Annotated in this window: 14 protein-coding genes; 6 read left to right on the top strand and 8 right to left on the bottom strand. The window is 43.1% G+C overall.

Annotated elements, in window-relative coordinates:
- From AB5935_RS17340 to AB5935_RS17325, 4 genes are all read right to left on the bottom strand, one after another.
- Window positions 1-1,459, bottom strand: a 1,459-nt coding sequence (locus AB5935_RS17340) for a M16 family metallopeptidase (RefSeq protein WP_368327504.1), incomplete at its 3' end; no start/stop codon positions are given.
- A 29-nt stretch (window positions 1,460-1,488) separates the two neighbouring features.
- Window positions 1,489-2,436, bottom strand: coding sequence for a thioredoxin-disulfide reductase (gene trxB, locus AB5935_RS17335; RefSeq protein ID WP_005839361.1), 948 nt, complete (start codon window positions 2,434-2,436; stop codon window positions 1,489-1,491).
- A gap of 69 nt (window positions 2,437-2,505) precedes the next feature.
- The gene (locus AB5935_RS17330) at window positions 2,506-3,120 is read right to left on the bottom strand and encodes a LolA-like putative outer membrane lipoprotein chaperone (protein WP_038609854.1); all 615 of its coding nucleotides are present in this window, start codon (window positions 3,118-3,120) and stop codon (window positions 2,506-2,508) included.
- Window positions 3,121-3,136: 16 nt separating this feature from the next.
- A complete protein-coding gene (locus AB5935_RS17325) occupies window positions 3,137-5,602 on the bottom strand; it encodes a DNA translocase FtsK 4TM domain-containing protein (RefSeq protein WP_368327503.1) in 2,466 nt (821 codons plus the stop codon).
- A 104-nt stretch (window positions 5,603-5,706) separates the two neighbouring features.
- Here AB5935_RS17325 and AB5935_RS17320 point away from each other — a divergent pair, with 104 nt between their 5' ends.
- The 3 genes from AB5935_RS17320 to AB5935_RS17310 are packed head-to-tail and all read left to right on the top strand — an operon-like array spanning window position 5,707 to window position 8,091.
- Window positions 5,707-6,270, top strand: coding sequence for a DUF5063 domain-containing protein (locus AB5935_RS17320; protein WP_007850342.1), 564 nt, complete (start codon window positions 5,707-5,709; stop codon window positions 6,268-6,270).
- Window positions 6,267-6,917: a 3'-5' exonuclease gene (locus AB5935_RS17315; protein WP_007844428.1), complete on the top strand. Its 651-nt coding sequence runs from the start codon at window positions 6,267-6,269 to the stop codon at window positions 6,915-6,917. The genes AB5935_RS17320 and AB5935_RS17315 overlap by 4 nt, the downstream gene beginning before the upstream one ends.
- Window positions 6,907-8,091: a class I SAM-dependent rRNA methyltransferase gene (locus AB5935_RS17310; RefSeq protein ID WP_368327502.1), complete on the top strand. Its 1,185-nt coding sequence runs from the start codon at window positions 6,907-6,909 to the stop codon at window positions 8,089-8,091. Before AB5935_RS17315 ends, AB5935_RS17310 begins: the two co-directional genes overlap by 11 nt.
- 684 nt (window positions 8,092-8,775) lie before the next feature.
- Here AB5935_RS17310 and AB5935_RS17305 read toward each other — a convergent pair.
- The 4 genes from AB5935_RS17305 to AB5935_RS17290 form a co-directional block, all read right to left on the bottom strand.
- The gene (locus AB5935_RS17305; protein WP_038609848.1) at window positions 8,776-9,861 is read right to left on the bottom strand and encodes a metallophosphoesterase; all 1,086 of its coding nucleotides are present in this window, start codon (window positions 9,859-9,861) and stop codon (window positions 8,776-8,778) included.
- 101 nt (window positions 9,862-9,962) lie between these two features.
- A complete protein-coding gene (locus tag AB5935_RS17300) occupies window positions 9,963-10,751 on the bottom strand; it encodes a class I SAM-dependent methyltransferase (protein ID WP_038609845.1) in 789 nt (262 codons plus the stop codon).
- Window positions 10,752-10,807: 56 nt separating this feature from the next.
- The gene (locus AB5935_RS17295; protein WP_008656062.1) at window positions 10,808-12,046 is read right to left on the bottom strand and encodes an RNA polymerase; all 1,239 of its coding nucleotides are present in this window, start codon (window positions 12,044-12,046) and stop codon (window positions 10,808-10,810) included.
- Window positions 12,043-12,588 carry an RNA polymerase sigma factor gene (locus AB5935_RS17290; RefSeq protein WP_008656060.1) on the bottom strand — a complete coding sequence of 182 codons (546 nt, stop codon included), beginning with the start codon at window positions 12,586-12,588 and terminating at the stop codon, window positions 12,043-12,045. Before AB5935_RS17290 ends, AB5935_RS17295 begins: the two co-directional genes overlap by 4 nt.
- Window positions 12,589-12,728: 140 nt before the next feature.
- Here AB5935_RS17290 and AB5935_RS17285 point away from each other — a divergent pair, with 140 nt between their 5' ends.
- From AB5935_RS17285 to AB5935_RS17275, 3 genes are all read left to right on the top strand, one after another.
- On the top strand, window positions 12,729-14,684 hold the full coding sequence (locus tag AB5935_RS17285) for a DUF3857 domain-containing transglutaminase family protein (RefSeq protein WP_007844435.1): 1,956 nt from the start codon (window positions 12,729-12,731) through the stop codon (window positions 14,682-14,684).
- Window positions 14,685-14,690: 6 nt separating this feature from the next.
- The gene (locus AB5935_RS17280; protein ID WP_038609842.1) at window positions 14,691-16,250 is read left to right on the top strand and encodes a DUF3857 domain-containing protein; all 1,560 of its coding nucleotides are present in this window, start codon (window positions 14,691-14,693) and stop codon (window positions 16,248-16,250) included.
- Window positions 16,251-16,375: 125 nt separating this feature from the next.
- Entirely contained in the window at window positions 16,376-17,509 is a 1,134-nt protein-coding gene (locus AB5935_RS17275; protein WP_038612309.1) for an aldose epimerase family protein, read from the top strand.
- Window positions 17,510-17,615 lie beyond the last annotated feature (106 nt).

Below are 17,615 nucleotides of genomic sequence, written 5' to 3'. Positions count from 1 at the left end.
TAGCAGCCAAAACTTCTTTCTTGGATGGAACTTTCAATCCTTCCTTTTCAGGGAAGAATACGTTTACTACCAGATTGCTGTCGGTAACCAAGGCTGGAATCAGACTGTTTACCATTTCCACAGACAGGTTGGGGACGATCTGATTCATAATGGCGTATTCATTTTCAATACCTGGAATTGGTTCGTTGTCAATGAAGTGGCGTACATATTCATCCACGTATGCACCGTTTTTCACTTTATTGCGTTCGTTGTATGCAGATTCCAGCATACGCAGATAGTCCGCTTTGGCGCGGGCATATTCGGACGCGGTGAAACCAAATTTGTGGGCCCGTTCAATTTCACGTACAATGGCGGTTATTGCACTGTCAATTCCGTCTTCCTTGCTTGCTACTATTCCTGTAAAGGCATCTTTTGTTTTGGAAATCAGAAATTCTTGGTCGCTGACTTGAGCGAAGATGAAAGGAGGATTGGCTGTTTGGGTCAGTTCGTTCAGACGGGCGTTCAACATATTTTCTATCATGGATTTCATGTAGTTCACTACCAGATAATCCATGTTTCCCTTTTGTTCATTAGGAATTGCTTCATGTTTGTAGCATAAATAAGCTACTGGGTTTGCCTGTTCTTTATCCGTTTCTATTGCTACAATAGTTTCCTTATTGTCGGGAACTTGGAAGTATTCTCGTTCTGCTGGGCTTTCTGGCATTTTAATAGGAGAGAATATCTTCTTTATCTTTGCCTCAATCTTGTCTACATCTATATCGCCTACTACGACAATACCCTGTTGGTCCGGACGATACCATTTTTCATAATAATCGCGTAATGCCTGATAAGGGAAATTGTCTACTACTTCCATTATGCCGATAGGAAGCCTATAGGCATATTTACTTCCCGGATAAAGGGTAGGGAGGGCTTTTTCGTACATACGCATCATAGCGTTTGTGCTAGTACGCCATTCTTCATGAATCACACCGCGTTCGCTGTCTATTTCCTTAGGGTCCAGTGTCAGGTCATCGGCCCAGTCATGCAAAATTAGCAAACAAGAATCTACAACGCCGTCACGTATCACGGGAACATTGGAAATATTGTATACTGTTTCATCTATGCTAGTGTAAGCATTCAGGTTTTCACCGAATTTCACCCCTATGCTTTCCAGATATTGGATGAGGGTTTTGTCCGGGAAATTTTTAGTTCCGTTAAAGCACATGTGTTCTAAGAAGTGTGCCAAGCCTCGCTGGTTGTCTTCTTCCAAAATGGAACCTACTTTTTGAGCGATGTAGAAATCGGCTCTATTTTCGGGGAGTTCGTTGTGACGGATGTAATAAGTTAATCCGTTGTCCAATTTACCGATGCGGACGTTAGGGTCCGTAGGGATGGGAGGCGTTTGCTGTTGTGCAAAGCCCACCGACACGCTGCCTAGAATGATCCAGGCAGCTGCCATCTTCCTTAGAAAATGTGTCATAGTGTTTGTTGTGGGGTTAGTTTATTTTATTATAATAAGTCATTGGCAGATAGGTATCTTTCTGCTTCTATGGCAGCTTTGCAGCCACTTCCAGCAGCAGTGATAGCCTGTCGATAATGCGGGTCGGCCACATCGCCGGCAGCGAACACACCGGGGACTTTCGTACGCGGAGTACCTGCTTCTGTAATAATGTAGCCTACTTCGTCTGTGTCTAAATAATCCTTGAAAATGTCTGAATTGGGCTTATGGCCGATAGCCAGAAAGAATCCGTCGATGGGCAAGTCATAACGTTCTTCGTTGCATTCACCCTGACGCTTTACCAAATGAACGCCTTCTACGCCATTCTCTCCGTATAAGCCGACAGCGTTGTGTTCGAACAGTACCTTGATGTTAGGATGGTTCATAACACGTGCTTGCATAATCTTGGATGCGCGTAAGAACGGTTTACGTACAATCAGGTAAACCTGTTTGGCCAGTCCTGCCAGATAGACAGCCTCCTCACAAGCAGTGTCACCGCCACCTACTACAGCTACAGTTTTCTTGCGATAGAAGAAACCGTCGCAGGTGGCGCAGGCACTTACACCCATTCCGGCATATTTTTGTTCGTCTTCCAGACCTAGATATTTGGCGGTGGCACCTGTGGATATAATTACAGTTTCTGCCTCAATCACTTTTTCGTCATCAATGGTGATGCGGTAAGGACGTTTGCTCAGGTCGGCGGAAGTTGCAATACCATTGCGGATATCCGCGCCAAAACGTTCTGCTTGTTTGCGCAAATCCTCCATTAGCTGGGTACCGCTGATACCTTCGGGATATCCGGGGAAATTCTCCACCTCGGTAGTGATGGTCAACTGGCCTCCGGGCTGTAAGCCTTCATATAAGACCGGAGCGATGTTAGCGCGTCCTGTATAAATGGCTGCGGTATAGCCGGCAGGACCTGAGCCGATGATAAGGCATTTAACTTTTTCTGTACTCATAATACTTATTTCTTTACTTAATTTAATTTGATGAATATTATATTATCTCTCTATCTTGAACTCTGTTTGCTATCGTAAGTCTATCACTTCAGCGTTTGGGAATTTCTTTTTATCAAACTTGAATGTCGCATTGTCCAGCGGCTGGTTGGTTTGGTAAGAAGTGACGATAATCTCGTTTGCCGATTTATTATTTTGTTCTACCTTTATATATAAAGGCTGATATGTTTGGGAAACGAACAAGGTGATGGATGTGATATCTTGTTTATTCTCCGGGGTCAGTATCACTTCGAACCCTTGTTTGCCGTTACAGCTTTTTGTCCCCGCATACTTATAATTATATCCGTTTTTGTAAATGGATAACAGTGCGTATGGGTTAATGGTTTGCAATTCTTCTGGGGTAGGATTGCTCACATTCACTTCTTCGCTGCTTTCCAGATAACTCCATTGCGTTTTTCCGTCAAACCAGCTTTGTATTCCGCCACTGTTCAGATAGAACTGGTTGCCTTTTAGCAATAAGGTTCCATTGCCTGTCCCCCCAAAGGTGGCACGGATGCCTCCGGCCTGTTGCAGGGCATTGGCGGTTTTGTCCAATATCTCCCGTGCCTGTTTGTCCTTTTGTGCGGACAGGCTGACCGAAAGGAAAAGGATTAATACCAGTAAATATGTTCTTTTCATTTTTATCATAACATTATTAAACAACTTATTGTTGTAGATTGTTCAATTTCATTTCTAGGTCTGTTTCATCCATGCAGAGTACGTCACGCGCCTTGCTTCCTTGAGTGGGGCCAACAATTCCTGCTTTTTCCAGTTGGTCCATGATACGTCCCGCACGGTTGTAACCGATAGAGAACTTGCGCTGGATTAGCGAAGTAGAGCCTTGCTGATGAATCACTACCAGTCTGGCTGCGTCTTCAAACATAGGGTCCAATCGGTTCATGTCCACTTCCCCTACACTGCTTTCACTCTCTTCGCCTACGTATTCGGGCAACATGAATGCGGTGGTGTATCCTTGTTGTTTACTGATGTAATTGGCTATTTTCTCCACTTCAGGAGTATCCACGAATGCACATTGCACACGTACCGGATCATTACCTTGCAAGTAAAGCATATCTCCCTTACCAATCAGTTGTTGTGCTCCCGAACGGTCCAGAATAGTACGTGAGTCCATCATGGCAGCTACACGGAAGGCAACACGTGCCGGGAAGTTAGCTTTGATAGTACCGGTAATAATGTTCGTTGTCGGACGCTGGGTCGCGATAATGGCATGTATGCCTACTGCACGTGCCAACTGGGCGATACGGCAAATAGGTAATTCCACTTCCTTACCCGCAGTCATAATCAGGTCACCGAACTCATCAATGATAATCACTATATAAGGCATGAAGCGATGGCCTTTTTCCGGATTCAACTGTCGGTTGATGAATTTCGCGTTATATTCCTTAATATTACGGCAACCGGCTTTACGCAGCAAATCATATCGGCTGTCCATCTCTATACATAATGAGTTCAAGGTTTGTACCACTTTGGTAACATCGGTGATAATTGCGTCTTCTCCATCCGGCAGTTTAGCCAGAAAATGCTTCTCAATCGGAGCATAGATAGCGAACTCCACCTTCTTGGGGTCTACAATTACAAACTTAAGTTCTGCCGGATGCTTCTTATATAATAAAGAGGTCACGATGGCATTCAATCCCACGGACTTACCTTGTCCGGTAGCACCGGCTACCAACATGTGGGGAGCCTTTGCCAAGTCCACCATAAAGACTTCGTTGGTAATAGTCTTACCTAATGCCACAGGCAGTTCGTAGGTGGTTTCCTGGAACTTTTTACTATTCAGGATAGACTTCATCGGTACGATACGTGGGTTGGCATTCGGAACTTCAATACCGATAGTACCTTTACCCGGTATCGGGGCGATGATACGGATCCCTAGTGCCGACAAACTTAATGCGATATCATCCTCCAAATTTCTGATTTTCGAGATACGAACTCCTTCTGCCGGAGTGATTTCGTATAATGTGATGGTAGGACCTACACTTGCCTTGATAGAGCTGATTTCGATTCCGAAACTGCGTAAAACTTTGATGATGCGGTCTTTGTTGGCATTTTGCTCTTCCATGTCAATATTGGGACCATCATCTTCGTATTCATTTAGCAAATCCAAACTAGGGAATTTATAGTTTTCCAAATCCAGACGGTGATTGTATGGTGAAAGTACGGGACCTTTGTATGCCTCGTCTTCCTCATTTGTTTCTTCACTGATTGAAAAATCAGGTTCATCCGTATCTTCTACTTCCTCTTCTTCAGTCACATAGGCAGGCTCCTGTTCCATTTCCGGTCCAGCAACCTGGTTGTTCTCAAAAGGGAAAGGGACCTGGTCTTCCACTTCTTCCTTTATCTTTTCCGGCTGTTCCAGTTCGAAATCTACAATGGCAGGTCTGGGATTGGAGAATTCCTTCTTGTTCTCTTCCTTTCGGGGAGTTTCTTTGACCGGACTTTCTTCAGTTGCAGAAGAAGCTTGCTCTCCTTTTTTCTTCCGTTTGAAATTAGGGTGCAAAGCCTTGCGTATAATTTGTATGGTTTCATTGCTTAAATATACAAAGAACAACAGTGCTGTGATGAACAATAACAATCCCAAGCCAGGTATACCTACTTGTGAAATCAGCCAGTTGCTTACATTGTATCCGTGCAGTCCGCCCGGATAGATGAAACTATTTCCGAAAGTGCCGTCAAAAATAAAACCCAGTGTGATGGAGAACCAGATGAGCAGGATGGAACAGGACATGAACCATTTCCAGATGCGGAACTGATAGGCTTTCATTAATTTCATACCCACTACTGCCAGGAACAAAATGATAAAGTAAGCTGCTAGTCCGAAACATTCATTTATAAGGAATTCGGCAAGCTGTGCGCCGCGTGCTCCGGCATAGTTCTTTACATGGTTGGTGGTCTGCATCAGTTCACCCGGCTGCTGGTTGTCCAAAATACTTTGGTCCGCTGCTCCTGTAAAGAAGAAAGAGGTAAATGCCAGCAACAGATAAACAGCAAAAATAACACTAATCAATCCGATTACAAAATGCGTTGTTTCATTCTTAAAAAAAGCGGAGAATCGTTTGGTTGATACCTTTTTAGGCTCTGTCTCCTTATCTGATTTTTTCTTTGCCATACGTCTTCATTCTATTTATTATTTCGCAAATGTACATGAAAAACATTAATTATTGCCTTATTTAATCTCTTTTTTCTTAACTTTGCGATTCAATTTTAATGTTTATGGAAAAGTACAGTCAGGTGATATTTGACAAAAATACAGTAGAATTTGTGACGGTGGCCGCCGAATATTGTGGTTTTCTGGAACGTGCCCGTGATATGAAACGCTATGATTTTGTAGATACTGCCTTAAAAATACTTCCGTTGCTTTATTTGAAAGCGACTTTGTTGCCTCCATGTGAACCGATAGGAGAGGATGAACCTGAAATCTTCGTTACAGAAGAAGATTATGAACTGATACGTAGGACTGTGGCCGGTGTGTTGGGGGCGAAGGACGATTATCTGGAAGTGTTCTTGCCGGATATGGCATACAGTGACACGCCCATCAAGAAATGTATTTCAGAAGATTTGGCAGATATCTATCAGGATTTGAAGGACTTTATCGGCGTATTCCAACTGGGACTGAACGAAACGATGAATGATTCGTTAGTAGTCTGTAAGGAACATTTCAGGGAATTCTGGGGGCAGCGTTTGGTAAACACCATGCGTGCCTTACACGATGTAAAGTATACTCCTGCCGATGATGACGAGGAGGAAGAAATGGAAGATGAGAATTCATTATTATGAAACAAATAAAAAAAACGATTACTAAAGCCGAGATAGCAGCAATGCCCAAGGTGCTTTTTCCCGGACGTATCTTTGTAATTTATACTGAGAGCGAGGCCGAGAAAGCAGTAGCCTACCTGAAAGATCAGCGCATAGTGGGGGTGGATACGGAAACACGTCCGTCTTTCAAGCGAGGTACTACCCATAAAGTGGCTTTGTTGCAAATATCTACGCAAGATACCTGTTTCTTGTTCCGTCTGAACCGGATAGGTATGCCTGATTCTCTGCAAGAGTTTTTGATGAGCGATACCTTGAAGATAGGTTTGTCGCTGAAAGACGATTTTAATTCGTTGAGGAAACGTGAGAATGTGCATCCCGACCGGGGTAACTGGATAGAGTTGCAGGACTATGTAGGACGATTCGGCATAGCTGACCGGAGTCTGCAAAAAATTTTCGCCAATCTGTTTGATCAGAAGATTTCAAAAAGCCAGCGTCTTTCCAATTGGGAGGCGGATGTGCTTAGCGAGGGACAAAAACTATATGCAGCCACAGATGCGTGGGCTTGTGTGGAAATTTACAATTGCCTGACGGAATTGGAACGTACGGGTGATTATGAGATAAAAGAGGAAGAACCAATAGAAACAACAGTAAATACAAATGGCTTATAAAAAAGTATACCTGAAACCGGGTAAGGAAGAGTCGTTAAAGCGTTTCCATCCGTGGGTATTCTCCGGAGCTATCCAGCGCATCGAGGGAGAACCCGAAGAAGGCGAGATAGTGGATGTGTACACTTCAAAGAAAGAATTTATAGCTTGCGGGCATTTCCAGATAGGAAGTATTGCCGTGCGCGTGCTCTCTTTTAAGGAAGGTGAGATTGATCATGAATTCTGGAAGCATAAACTGGAAGTGGCCTATGATTTGCGTCGCAGTTTGGGTTTGGCTGGTAATCTTGCAAATAACACTTACCGTCTGGTTCATGGCGAAGGGGATAACTTGCCGGGTTTGATTATTGATGTATACGATCATACAGCCGTGATGCAGGCACATTCGGCCGGAATGCACGTTTACCGTATGGAGATAGCCGATGCCTTGTCTGAAGTGATGGGGGATGTAGTCCGGAACATTTATTATAAATCAGAAACTACGTTGCCTTTCAAGGCAGACTTGGGACCGGAGAACGGTTTCATCAAAGGAGGAAGTCCCGAAAACATAGCGATGGAATACGGATTGAAATTCCATGTAGATTGGCTGAAAGGACAGAAAACGGGTTTCTTTGTGGATCAGCGTGAGAACCGTCATTTGTTGGAACGTTATGCCAAAGGGCGTAATGTATTGAATATGTTCTGTTATACAGGAGGATTCTCTTTTTATGCCATGCGTGGAGGCGCGAATCTGGTGCATTCGGTAGACAGTTCGGCAAAAGCTATTGATCTTACCAATATGAACGTGGAATTAAATTTTCCGGGTGATACCCGTCATAAGGCGTATGCTGAGGATGCTTTTAAATACCTGGATCGTATGGGAGATCAATATGATTTGATAATTCTTGACCCTCCTGCATTTGCCAAACACAAGGATGCTCTCCGCAATGCATTGCGTGGCTATACGAAACTAAACGCTAAAGCATTTGAGAAAATCAAACCGGGAGGTATTCTGTTTACTTTCTCTTGCTCGCAGGTGGTAGATAAGATGAATTTCCGCAATGCGGTATTTACAGCTGCGGCACAAAGCGGACGTAGTGTACGTATTCTGCATCAATTGACTCAGCCGGGAGATCATCCCGTAAATATTTACCATCCTGAAGGAGAGTATTTGAAAGGGCTGGTGCTGTATGTGGAATAATTCGATTTATTTATATATTATATAGTACAATGGCGTTTTTACAGGATTTGAATCTGCAAAAGCATCATTAAAGTTTAAATGATGTTAATCAGAAGCGAATAGTTGTAGTCTTATTATGTTTGATAACATAAAACTCCTTATCTTTGCACTGTGTTTTTCATGGTATTAGATTTAAGGTTAATGAAGATTGGGTGTCTGGGATAGATACCCTTCTTTTTTTATATATGATATAGACCGTTTTTTAAAGCTTCTTCCTGAAAGAAAGATTTGCTCTGTTTTTTTCTTCCACTCCTTACATTTTCTTTTTTGGGGTGACAGGCCTATGCTTGTTTTTCCGTTTATATCCATTGTGGGATTTTTCTTGATAGGATTTGTTCTTCTTCAATCCAGGCAGCATAAAGTTCGCTCTGCTTGGTCCTAAAGCTTTATACACGCTTTCCTAAGCCTTTTTGGGCTGATGATTAAGGAGATTTTTACGGTTATGTAGTACAGACTCCGACAGTGGACTATACAGTCGCTTCGAATGGACTATACAGTCTATTATAAGCGTCTGTATAGTCCACTGTCGGAGTCTGTATTAGGTGGCTGGAAGAAAGAGCTTAATGTAATGGAAGAAAAAGCTTAGATAACGGGTAATGAGCAGGAATGCTTCAAAATGTCAATAATAGAAAGGTTGCAGGCTTTTTAATGAAGTTGTAATACTACCATCTCACTCTCGGTTCCTATTCTGAAAGGAGGTCCCCATAAAGATAATCCGCTGGAAACATATATATGGCTGTTTTCCCATTGGCGATAGCCGTGACTTTGTTCATAAAGATGGTTTGTTACCCAATTCATGGGCCAAACCTGTCCATGGTGGGTGTGTCCGCTGAACTGTAAGTCGATACCGGCTGCCTGACTCTCTGCCAGTTGGTAAGGCTGATGGTCCAACAGAATAACCGGTTTGCTTTTATCTATACGGGCCATTAACTTTTGTAATGGAAGTCGTCTGGCATTGCTACGGTCGTCACGTCCTATCAGTTGTATGCCGCAGGGAAGTGTGACAACCGAGTCGCGCAGTAGTTGTATAGGAGTATTTTGTATAAATTGGATACTTTTGTCTATCCCGCTGATATATTCATGGTTTCCGGGGACCATGTAGATTCCCAGTGGTGCTTTTAATTCCGTTAGTTCTTCAGCCATGTTTTCAGCATAAAGAGGTATTACGCTGTTATCAATTAAATCGCCTCCAATTAGGATTAAGTCCGGATTCTGTTCGTTAATCATTTTCACATATTGCTTCAAAGACGTTTTTCCTGTGCCGTTGCCCAAATGTATATCGCTCACTGCAACTATTTTTATAGGACGCCGATTATCGGTCAGCGGTTTGGTGAGCGTGATGTTGACAGTATTTATCTTGGGATGGCGATAATTATAGTATCCATATCCCAACAAGACGAATGTGGCCAGTAAAGAAGTCATGAAATTCTGGTTGAAAGAAATAGAGCACAGTTTCAATAAATCAAAGAAAAGTAAAAACAAGACCATATATAAAGTGAATATCAGCCAGCCTGTCCCGACCTCATACATTGTGTGGGATAAGTAAAACGGTATCTTCACATTGCGACTTAGCATCGTTCCGAAAAAGGACAGTGCAGCTAGCCAGAATAAAACAGTCAATAAAATCTTGATTCCGTATGGAAAGCCGGATAATGTTTGCAAACCTCTGTAAAATATGTAGGCATTTCCTCCAAGGTATGTAAAGATAAGAATGATGAAAAATGTCGGCATAAAGTCAATACATTAAATTTGGATTACAAAGGTAGTCCAATTCTTGATAAAAGAGAAACAAACTATTGATATAAACATGAAAATAGTATAAATTGGTTGCCTTAAGGATGAAGATCACGGTGGCGTGTTATATAGAAACAGGAGGTGCTGAAGTAATTTCTGATGTGTTTTAACTGTGCCAGTACAGGATATAATTTTCGTGGCCGCAGATGGAACTTCTGTTGGTAGTGTGGGTTGATGAACCATAATTGTCTGTCGATTATTTCGTATCCATACTTTTCAGCAAGTTGTTCAAAGGCGTCTATGGTCATGCGGCAGCGTTTGATGTCTGATAATTCTTCGATACATGATGGTGTTTCATGGAAACATCTGAGCAGAAACCGATAGAATATACCGGGACATAAATGGATGAAAGGAAGAGAGGAGACGAACCGGTTGTGACAAATTTGCTGATGTCCGCCAAATGGCATTTGCCAAGACGGGAATCCCCAGAATATGATGCCTCCCTTAGCTAGAAGAGGAGAGAGGCAACGGAAGAATTCTTCTTTGTTACTGATGTGTTCAATGACATCGTGTATCAGGATGAGCTGGTAACGGGAAACTGAAGAGAAGTTGAAGAAATCCATCGTCCTGAATTCTCCTTTGTAGCCGGAGGCGGCGAAGAAGGATTGTGCCTGGTGTATGCGGCTGGCTGCACGGTCTATGCCTGTTACCTTGCAGTCTAGTTCGGCAAAGGGGAGCAGGTTACCTCCTTCTCCGCAACCTATTTCCAGTATGTGGGTAGAAGAGCTGAGGGAGATAAATTGCTTTACATAGTCTATATAGAAACTGCGTGATGTGTTTGCTAGTTCGTTAAAATAACATTGTCTGTCTTGATGTCTTTTTTGCATGGCTGTCTTTTTATCCTATAGATACAAGGATGGACAAAAGACTGCATGAAGTTTCCTTAATAATTCCAGCGCACTCCCAACTGTAGGTTGAAATGGAACGGGTACTCGTCACGTATTGTGTTTTTAAAGCTGCCGTCCTTGAAATAAAAAGCTGCTCCGGGTTCTATAAAAGCCCCTAGGGTAGGATTTATATTATATTGTATTCCCAATGCGGCGTGTATGGAGAATTGGAGCGGTTTTATTTTCAGACTCTCTGTACTGGAATAGATTTTTTCTTTCTGAACGATGAAATCTTGTTCCAGTTTACCCGATACGGATTTGTCTATCGTGCCTCCTCCTGTGGTATAAAAGGAAAAGGTACGGGTGGTATAAAGCCGGCGGTCTAGTTTCACAGACAAGCCTATGTAGTGGAACTTTTGTCGTTTAACCCACTTGGAATCTTCTCCTATGGAACTTTCGGACGACAGATAGGTATATTGCAGACCTGCACTGACTCCCCAATGCCTGCTTATGGATTTACGGAACGAAAGCGCAAAACTGACGGGGAGATTATAATGGGTATATTCTGTCATGGGGCGTCCTGTGTTGTCATTTGCTATTTGTAGCAGAGCTCCGTAAGCTTGTGCATCGGGAAAGTCCGAGGGATATTCCTGCAAATAGTTTTTGAAGTCATTCCAATACATAATTTCATCCTTATGAGAACTTCCTATGTCTCCCCGGGAAAAAGTTTTGTTTATGAAGCCGGTGCTTGTTCCGTTATTGCCGGCAGATATGGCAAGTGCCAAAGTATATTCGGAACGTTTATGCGGTAATGCAAAGTGGTTATGTCCGGAGGGGCTCTTGTGTACAGATTCTGTGTTCCGGATTGTATCTTGTGCCGGGAGAGTGCATTCTATTCCTATATTATTTGCCGTATCGGTATTGATACTTGTTTGGATTGGTGGTTTTGTCAAGGAAGTTGTCTTTGATTGGGGCCTGTCCGGTAATAGTTTGTTTTCAGGCATAATGGAAGGATTGCCTGTAATGCTTCTTGGCTGGTGTGCCGGTAAGGATACGACGGGCGAGGCTACTTTGTGCTTTTCTGTCTGTAAAAAATAAAAAGTGGTGGCAAAAGGTATAAACAGCAAGAGGAGAACGGCTGCTATACGCATCGTTCTTATCCTTTTTTTCTTATGTAAATAGGGGGTGAAATATTCCGTTTGAAAATGATTCCAATCATTTTCGGGGAGGGGCTTTTCGTATTCGTTAACCCGTTGTTTCAAGTGGTCTATCCACGGTTCTTCTTCCTGTTTCATAATGATTGTCGAGTTAAGTATTCTTTAATTTTTTGAGCAAGTACACATTTGGCGCGGTGCAGTTGTGAGGAGGATGAATGTTCGTTAATGCCTAATGTCTTCGCAATCTCCTTATGAGGCATTCCTTCGAATACGGCCAAGTTCAGTATGGTGCGATAGCCTGCCGGTAATTCAGCTATGAATTTCATCAAGGTTTCAATAGGAATCGAAATCATATCTTCTTCGTCCACAGGCTGCATGTCTTCTTCCAGATCATCTACAGAAAGGAAAAAGCAGGTTTTCTGTTTACGGAGATGATGCAAGGAGGTAGTTACCATGATACGGGTGACCCAGGATTTGAATCCATGCAGGTCGGTGGCATGTAGTTGGTCGATGGCGGAAAATACTTTGATGAATCCATCATGCATGACGTCCAAGGCCGATTCTTCGCCTACATAGCGACAGCACACTCCATACATTTGGCGGGAGAAGAGTCTGTATATGGTTTCCAAAGCTTCCCTCTTTCCGGCTTTACATCCTTCTATTAGTTCTGCGTCATTCATTTTTCTTTTGTCATGTTATTATATAAAGATACAGGGGAGAATAAAAGACTGCATAAGAACAGGAGTTTTTCTATAAAATAGATGTGAAATAGAAGATTATTGCCTACATTTGTTAGGTTAAAACAAAATAGATGAGAAACATGAGAAAACAACTTTATGCAACATTGGCTTGCTTTCTTCTCACTTCGGTCACAACTTACGGGCAGGGCTGGAAACTTTATGAGGAAGCTGCGAAAGGAGAATCGTATGCCAAGTTTGACTGTGTGGCGTTGCTGGACAGTACATCGGTGTCAGTACAACCGACAGGGCAGGGATCATTTGCCGTATGTAAGGTTATCAAGGTGCAGACTCCTAAAGGAGCAGTAGCTAACCGGGTGATTAAATATGATTATGATCCGTTGACGGCCCATGCCGAGTTTAAACGTGTGACGATATATCATGCTGACGGGCAGATTGAAGAGGTGGATGTGAAGAAGACCTGTGACTATGCGGCTCCGGCCCGTGCTATTTATTGGGGAGCACGACAGATTATGATAGAAGTGGGGGCTTTGAACCCCGGTGATGTCATAGATTATGAAATAGCGAAAAAGGGATTTACATACGCTTTGCTGGGAGCTGTTCCTGAGGATGATTCCCGGTTTATACCTCCCATGCGTGGCCAGTTCTATGACATTGTTCCATTTTGGAGCAGTGAGCCTACCGTGCGTAAAGTGTACAAGGTCAGTATTCCTATGGAAAAAGAGATGCAATTTCAATTTTATCAAGGAGAATGTACATCGTCCATGCGTTATGAAGACGGACGAAAGGCTTATACTTTTGCTATGGAGGACATGATGCCTTTCCGGCGGGAGCCGAATATGGTAGATTTGTTTGATGCAGCTCCTAAACTGATGATGTCTTCTACTCCTCATTGGAAAGACAAGTCTTTGTGGTTCAATAAGGTCAATGAGGATTATGGAAGCTTTGCTCCACTGCCCGAAGCGCAGAAGAAAGTGGACGAACTGATAAAAGGAAAGAAAACCGAAATGGAGAAAATAGCTGTACTGACCCATTGGGTAGCGGATAATATCCGTTATGCAGGTATCTCTATGGGAAAAGGAGAGGGCTATACGTTACATGATACTAAAATGAATTATACGGATCGTTGCGGCGTGTGTAAAGATATAGCAGGAACTTTGGTTTCTTTTCTGCGCATGGCGGGGTTCGAGGCCTATCCGGCCATGACGATGGCGGGCAGTCGTGTCGAAAGTATTCCTGCGGATCATTTCAATCATTGTGTAGCTGTGGTGAAACTTGCTGATGGAACTTATATGCCGTTAGACCCCACATGGGTTCCTTTCTGCCGTGAGTTGTGGAGTAGTGCCGAGCAACAGCAGAATTATCTGCCCGGTGTACCTGAAGGTTCCGATCTCTGTCTGACTCCTGTTTCTGCTCCGGAAAATCACTATGTACGCATCAAGGCAGACAACCGCTTGGACGCTAATGGTACTTTGCGTGGTACATTTACCATTCAAGCCGAGGGACAGAGTGACAGCAATATACGCAGCATCTTTACAAGAGGTTTTCAGAGCCAGTGGCGTGCGACTATGGAAAGACAATTGCTGGCTGTTTCTCCTAAAGCCAGATTGCTGAGTGTAGATTATGGCAGGAATCCTAAAGATTATCAAGCTGCTCCTATCCAAATCATTTTCCGTTACGAGATTCCGGATTATGCCATGCAAGGGGAGAAGGAAATGTTGTTCAAGCCTTTGGTAATGAATAATCTTTATAATCAGGTACGCTCTTATCTACGGATTGATACAGAAATGAAGGAACGGAAGTATGGTTTTAAAGACGCCTGCTCCCGTTTGGTGGAATTGGATGAAACCATTCAATTGCCATCAGGCTATAGGCTGATAAATGGGCCAAAGGAGGATACCATGCAGGGAACGGGAGCCGATTTTGAAGGCTCGCTTCTACAAAAAGGAAACCGGGTGGTCCTGCATAATCGTCTGGCTTTGAAAAAGCGTGTATATGAAGCGTCGGATTGGGATAGCTTCCGTAAAGCGGTGGAAGCTCATAAAGCATACGGTGATTATTTGGTGATTAAAAAGTAAAGCGACATGAAAAAGATTTATTATATATATGTATGCTTGGGAGTGTTGTTATTGACAGCTCTTCCGGCAAAAGCGGCTTCTGAAGCAGAATTTGGGAAGTTAGCCAAGACTTATACATTACATAAGGACGGTAGTCAGGAAATGCGGGTATATAAGGAGTTGACTTTATTTACACATGCAGCGGTGAATGGTTTGTATGGTGAAAGCTTCATTGTTTACAATCCGGCATATCAGGAATTGAAGATACATGAATCTTATACTCGCCAGAAAGACGGGAAGATAGTAAAGACTCCCGAAAATGCATTTGTAGAGGTTCTTCCTGCTGCGGCGGCTGATGCTCCTGCCTATAACGGACTGAAAGAGATGGTGGTGGTACATACGGGACTGGAGTTGGGAGCGACTATTTGTTTGGATTACTCGGTTATCACACGTCCCGGTTATTTGCCCGGGCTGGATGTATATGTGCCGGTAGAGGAGTTATCGCCCGTCAAAGAATATATCTGTAGTGTGTCGGTTCCTGAGGACAAGCCTTTGAATTATGCATTGATAAACGGAAAAGCTGCGCCGGTAGTGAAAAATGAGAATGGAAGTAAAGTTGTTACTTGGACACTGAAAAATATTCCTGCTTATTATCCTATGGAAAGTACTCCTGCTTTATCAGGAAATATACCGGTTATTTTAGCAAATACGTATCCGTCGATGGCCGATGCTTTGAAAGTGCTGAAATCTCAATTTACGGCAGCTCATGAAAAAGAGGTCATGGCTTTGGCACAAAAATTATTGCAAGGAAAAAATGCGGATGAAAAGGAAGCTGTCCTGATGAACTATGTACATGGATTGGGCACGTCCCGGTTGTCTTTGTCCGAAACAGGATACCGGATCCGTCCGGCAACTGAAGTAATCCGCACTGCCTATGGCACGGAAGCGGAAAAGATAAATCTGCTTGCAGGATTGTTGCAAGCGGCAGGATTACAAGGTGAGGTTAAGGTTGCTTTTGGCGTAAAAGCACCGGATAATTGTTTGGGATTGGGCGCTATCAGCCAGTTATTTCTGGACTCTCCTGTCATAGCGGGCATACAGGAATATCAGCCTGTCAATACGTTGGATGGTAAGAAAGCGGTTTTGGAAGTGAAGAATAAACCGGTTTATGAAACGGATACGATAACAGTCACTTCTGAAACAGGTAAAACGTTGGCAGGGGGCTATCGTCTGATAACATTGCCTCGCGCTAAAACCGGAATAGCCATGAATGGTTATGGCTTTGGAAATACAGAACGTACTACGAACCTGTTGCTTCCTGGTATGACGGATGAAACCTATATTTGCATAGTAAATGTTCCGTCGGATATGCAGGTATGTACTCCGCAAAAGGCAAAAGAAATAGTCAATGCGGTAGGGAAATTGAAAATAACCGTACAGACTACAGAGGATAAGACGGAAGTAACCCGTTCGTTGCGACTGAACAAACAATGGATAACTCCCACCGATTATGCAGATTTTCATCGGTTGATGTCCGAATGGGAGGATAGTCATCATACTACTCTATTGCTGAAAGAGAAGAAGTAATCGGGTAAAAATTGGTTGAAATAGTTGAAAAGTTGGTCATCCCTTGAAAAAGGAAAGGCCGGCTTTTCTTATTTTCCATCGGAGGATTTACATTTGTGGCATTTAAAACCTATAAAATGAATGATATGAGTGGAAAACATGGTATAGTTTGTATGGGCTTGTTGATGCTGCTTTCTTCTTGTCACGACGACAAGCAGGTCACTGCTTCAGGATTACAACGTAAGGATTTTCAGACAGAAGTGAATGGGCAGTATACCGATTTATTTACTTTGAGCAACAAAAAAGGGATGGAGGTCTGTATCACGAACTATGGGGCGCGAGTAGTTTCTATCCTTGTACCCGACAAAAATGGAAAAAGGGAAGATGTAGTGTGTGGATTTTCCACGATTGGTGAGTATATGGAGCAACGGCAGAATTTTGGTTCTACGGTGGGACGCTATATAGGACGTATTCTGAATGCGCGTTTCACACTGGACGGGGTAGAGCATAAGCTGGTCCCTAACAATGGGAAGTCCGGACATATATCACATGGGGGAAATCCCGGTTTTGCCGATAGAATATGGAAAGTGGAACAGGCAGATACATATACGGTTCGTCTGTCTTATCTCTCCCCTGATGGAGAAAATGGTTTCCCCGGAAACCTGAAAGTGATGTTAGTCTATAGTCTTGGTGAGGATGAGAATGCACTGGATTTGACATACGAGGCAACTACGGATGCACCCACGGTACTTAATCTTTCTCATCATTCTTTTTTTAATATCTCGGGAGACTTTACAAAAAGCGTGGAAGACCAGCAACTTTGGGTAGATGCAGATCGCTTTACTCCATACGATGATAAGAAATGTGTCACAGGAGAATATCTCCCGGTGGCCGGTACTCCCCTTGATTTCCGTATGCCGCATACTATCGGAGAACGTATAGATGCGGATTATCCGCAATTGAAGGTAGTAAACGGATACGATCATACTTGGGAATTGAATACGAAAGGAGATGATACAAGGCCGGCTGCTTGGGTGTATGATCCAACAAGCGGGCGTAAGATGGAGATCTTCACCACCGAACCGGGAATACAAATCTATACTGGTAATGGACTGAAAGGAAAAATGACTGGTAAAAGGGGGATAGCTTATCCTTTCCGTTCGGCGGTATGTTTCGAAACGATGCATTTTCAAGATAGCCCCAATCAGCCTGAATTCCCCAGTACTGTACTCCGGCCGGGAGAGGTTTTTCATAGTCATACGGTTTATAAGTTTGAATAATTTGCTAATCTGTCAATTTGCTGATGTGCTAATTAGGGGTGTTATATATGCCCACACGGTTATTGGTATATTAGCAAATTGACATGTCGGCAAATTATTTTTCATT

The sequence above is a fragment of the Phocaeicola sp. RTP21198st1_B8_RTP21198_201120 genome (assembly GCF_040929485.1).
In the GTDB taxonomy this organism is placed as follows: Bacteria; Bacteroidota; Bacteroidia; order Bacteroidales; family Bacteroidaceae; genus Phocaeicola; species Phocaeicola dorei.
The sequence above is the reverse complement of the archived record's forward strand: the minus strand, read 5'-3'. Positions and strand labels throughout refer to the sequence as shown.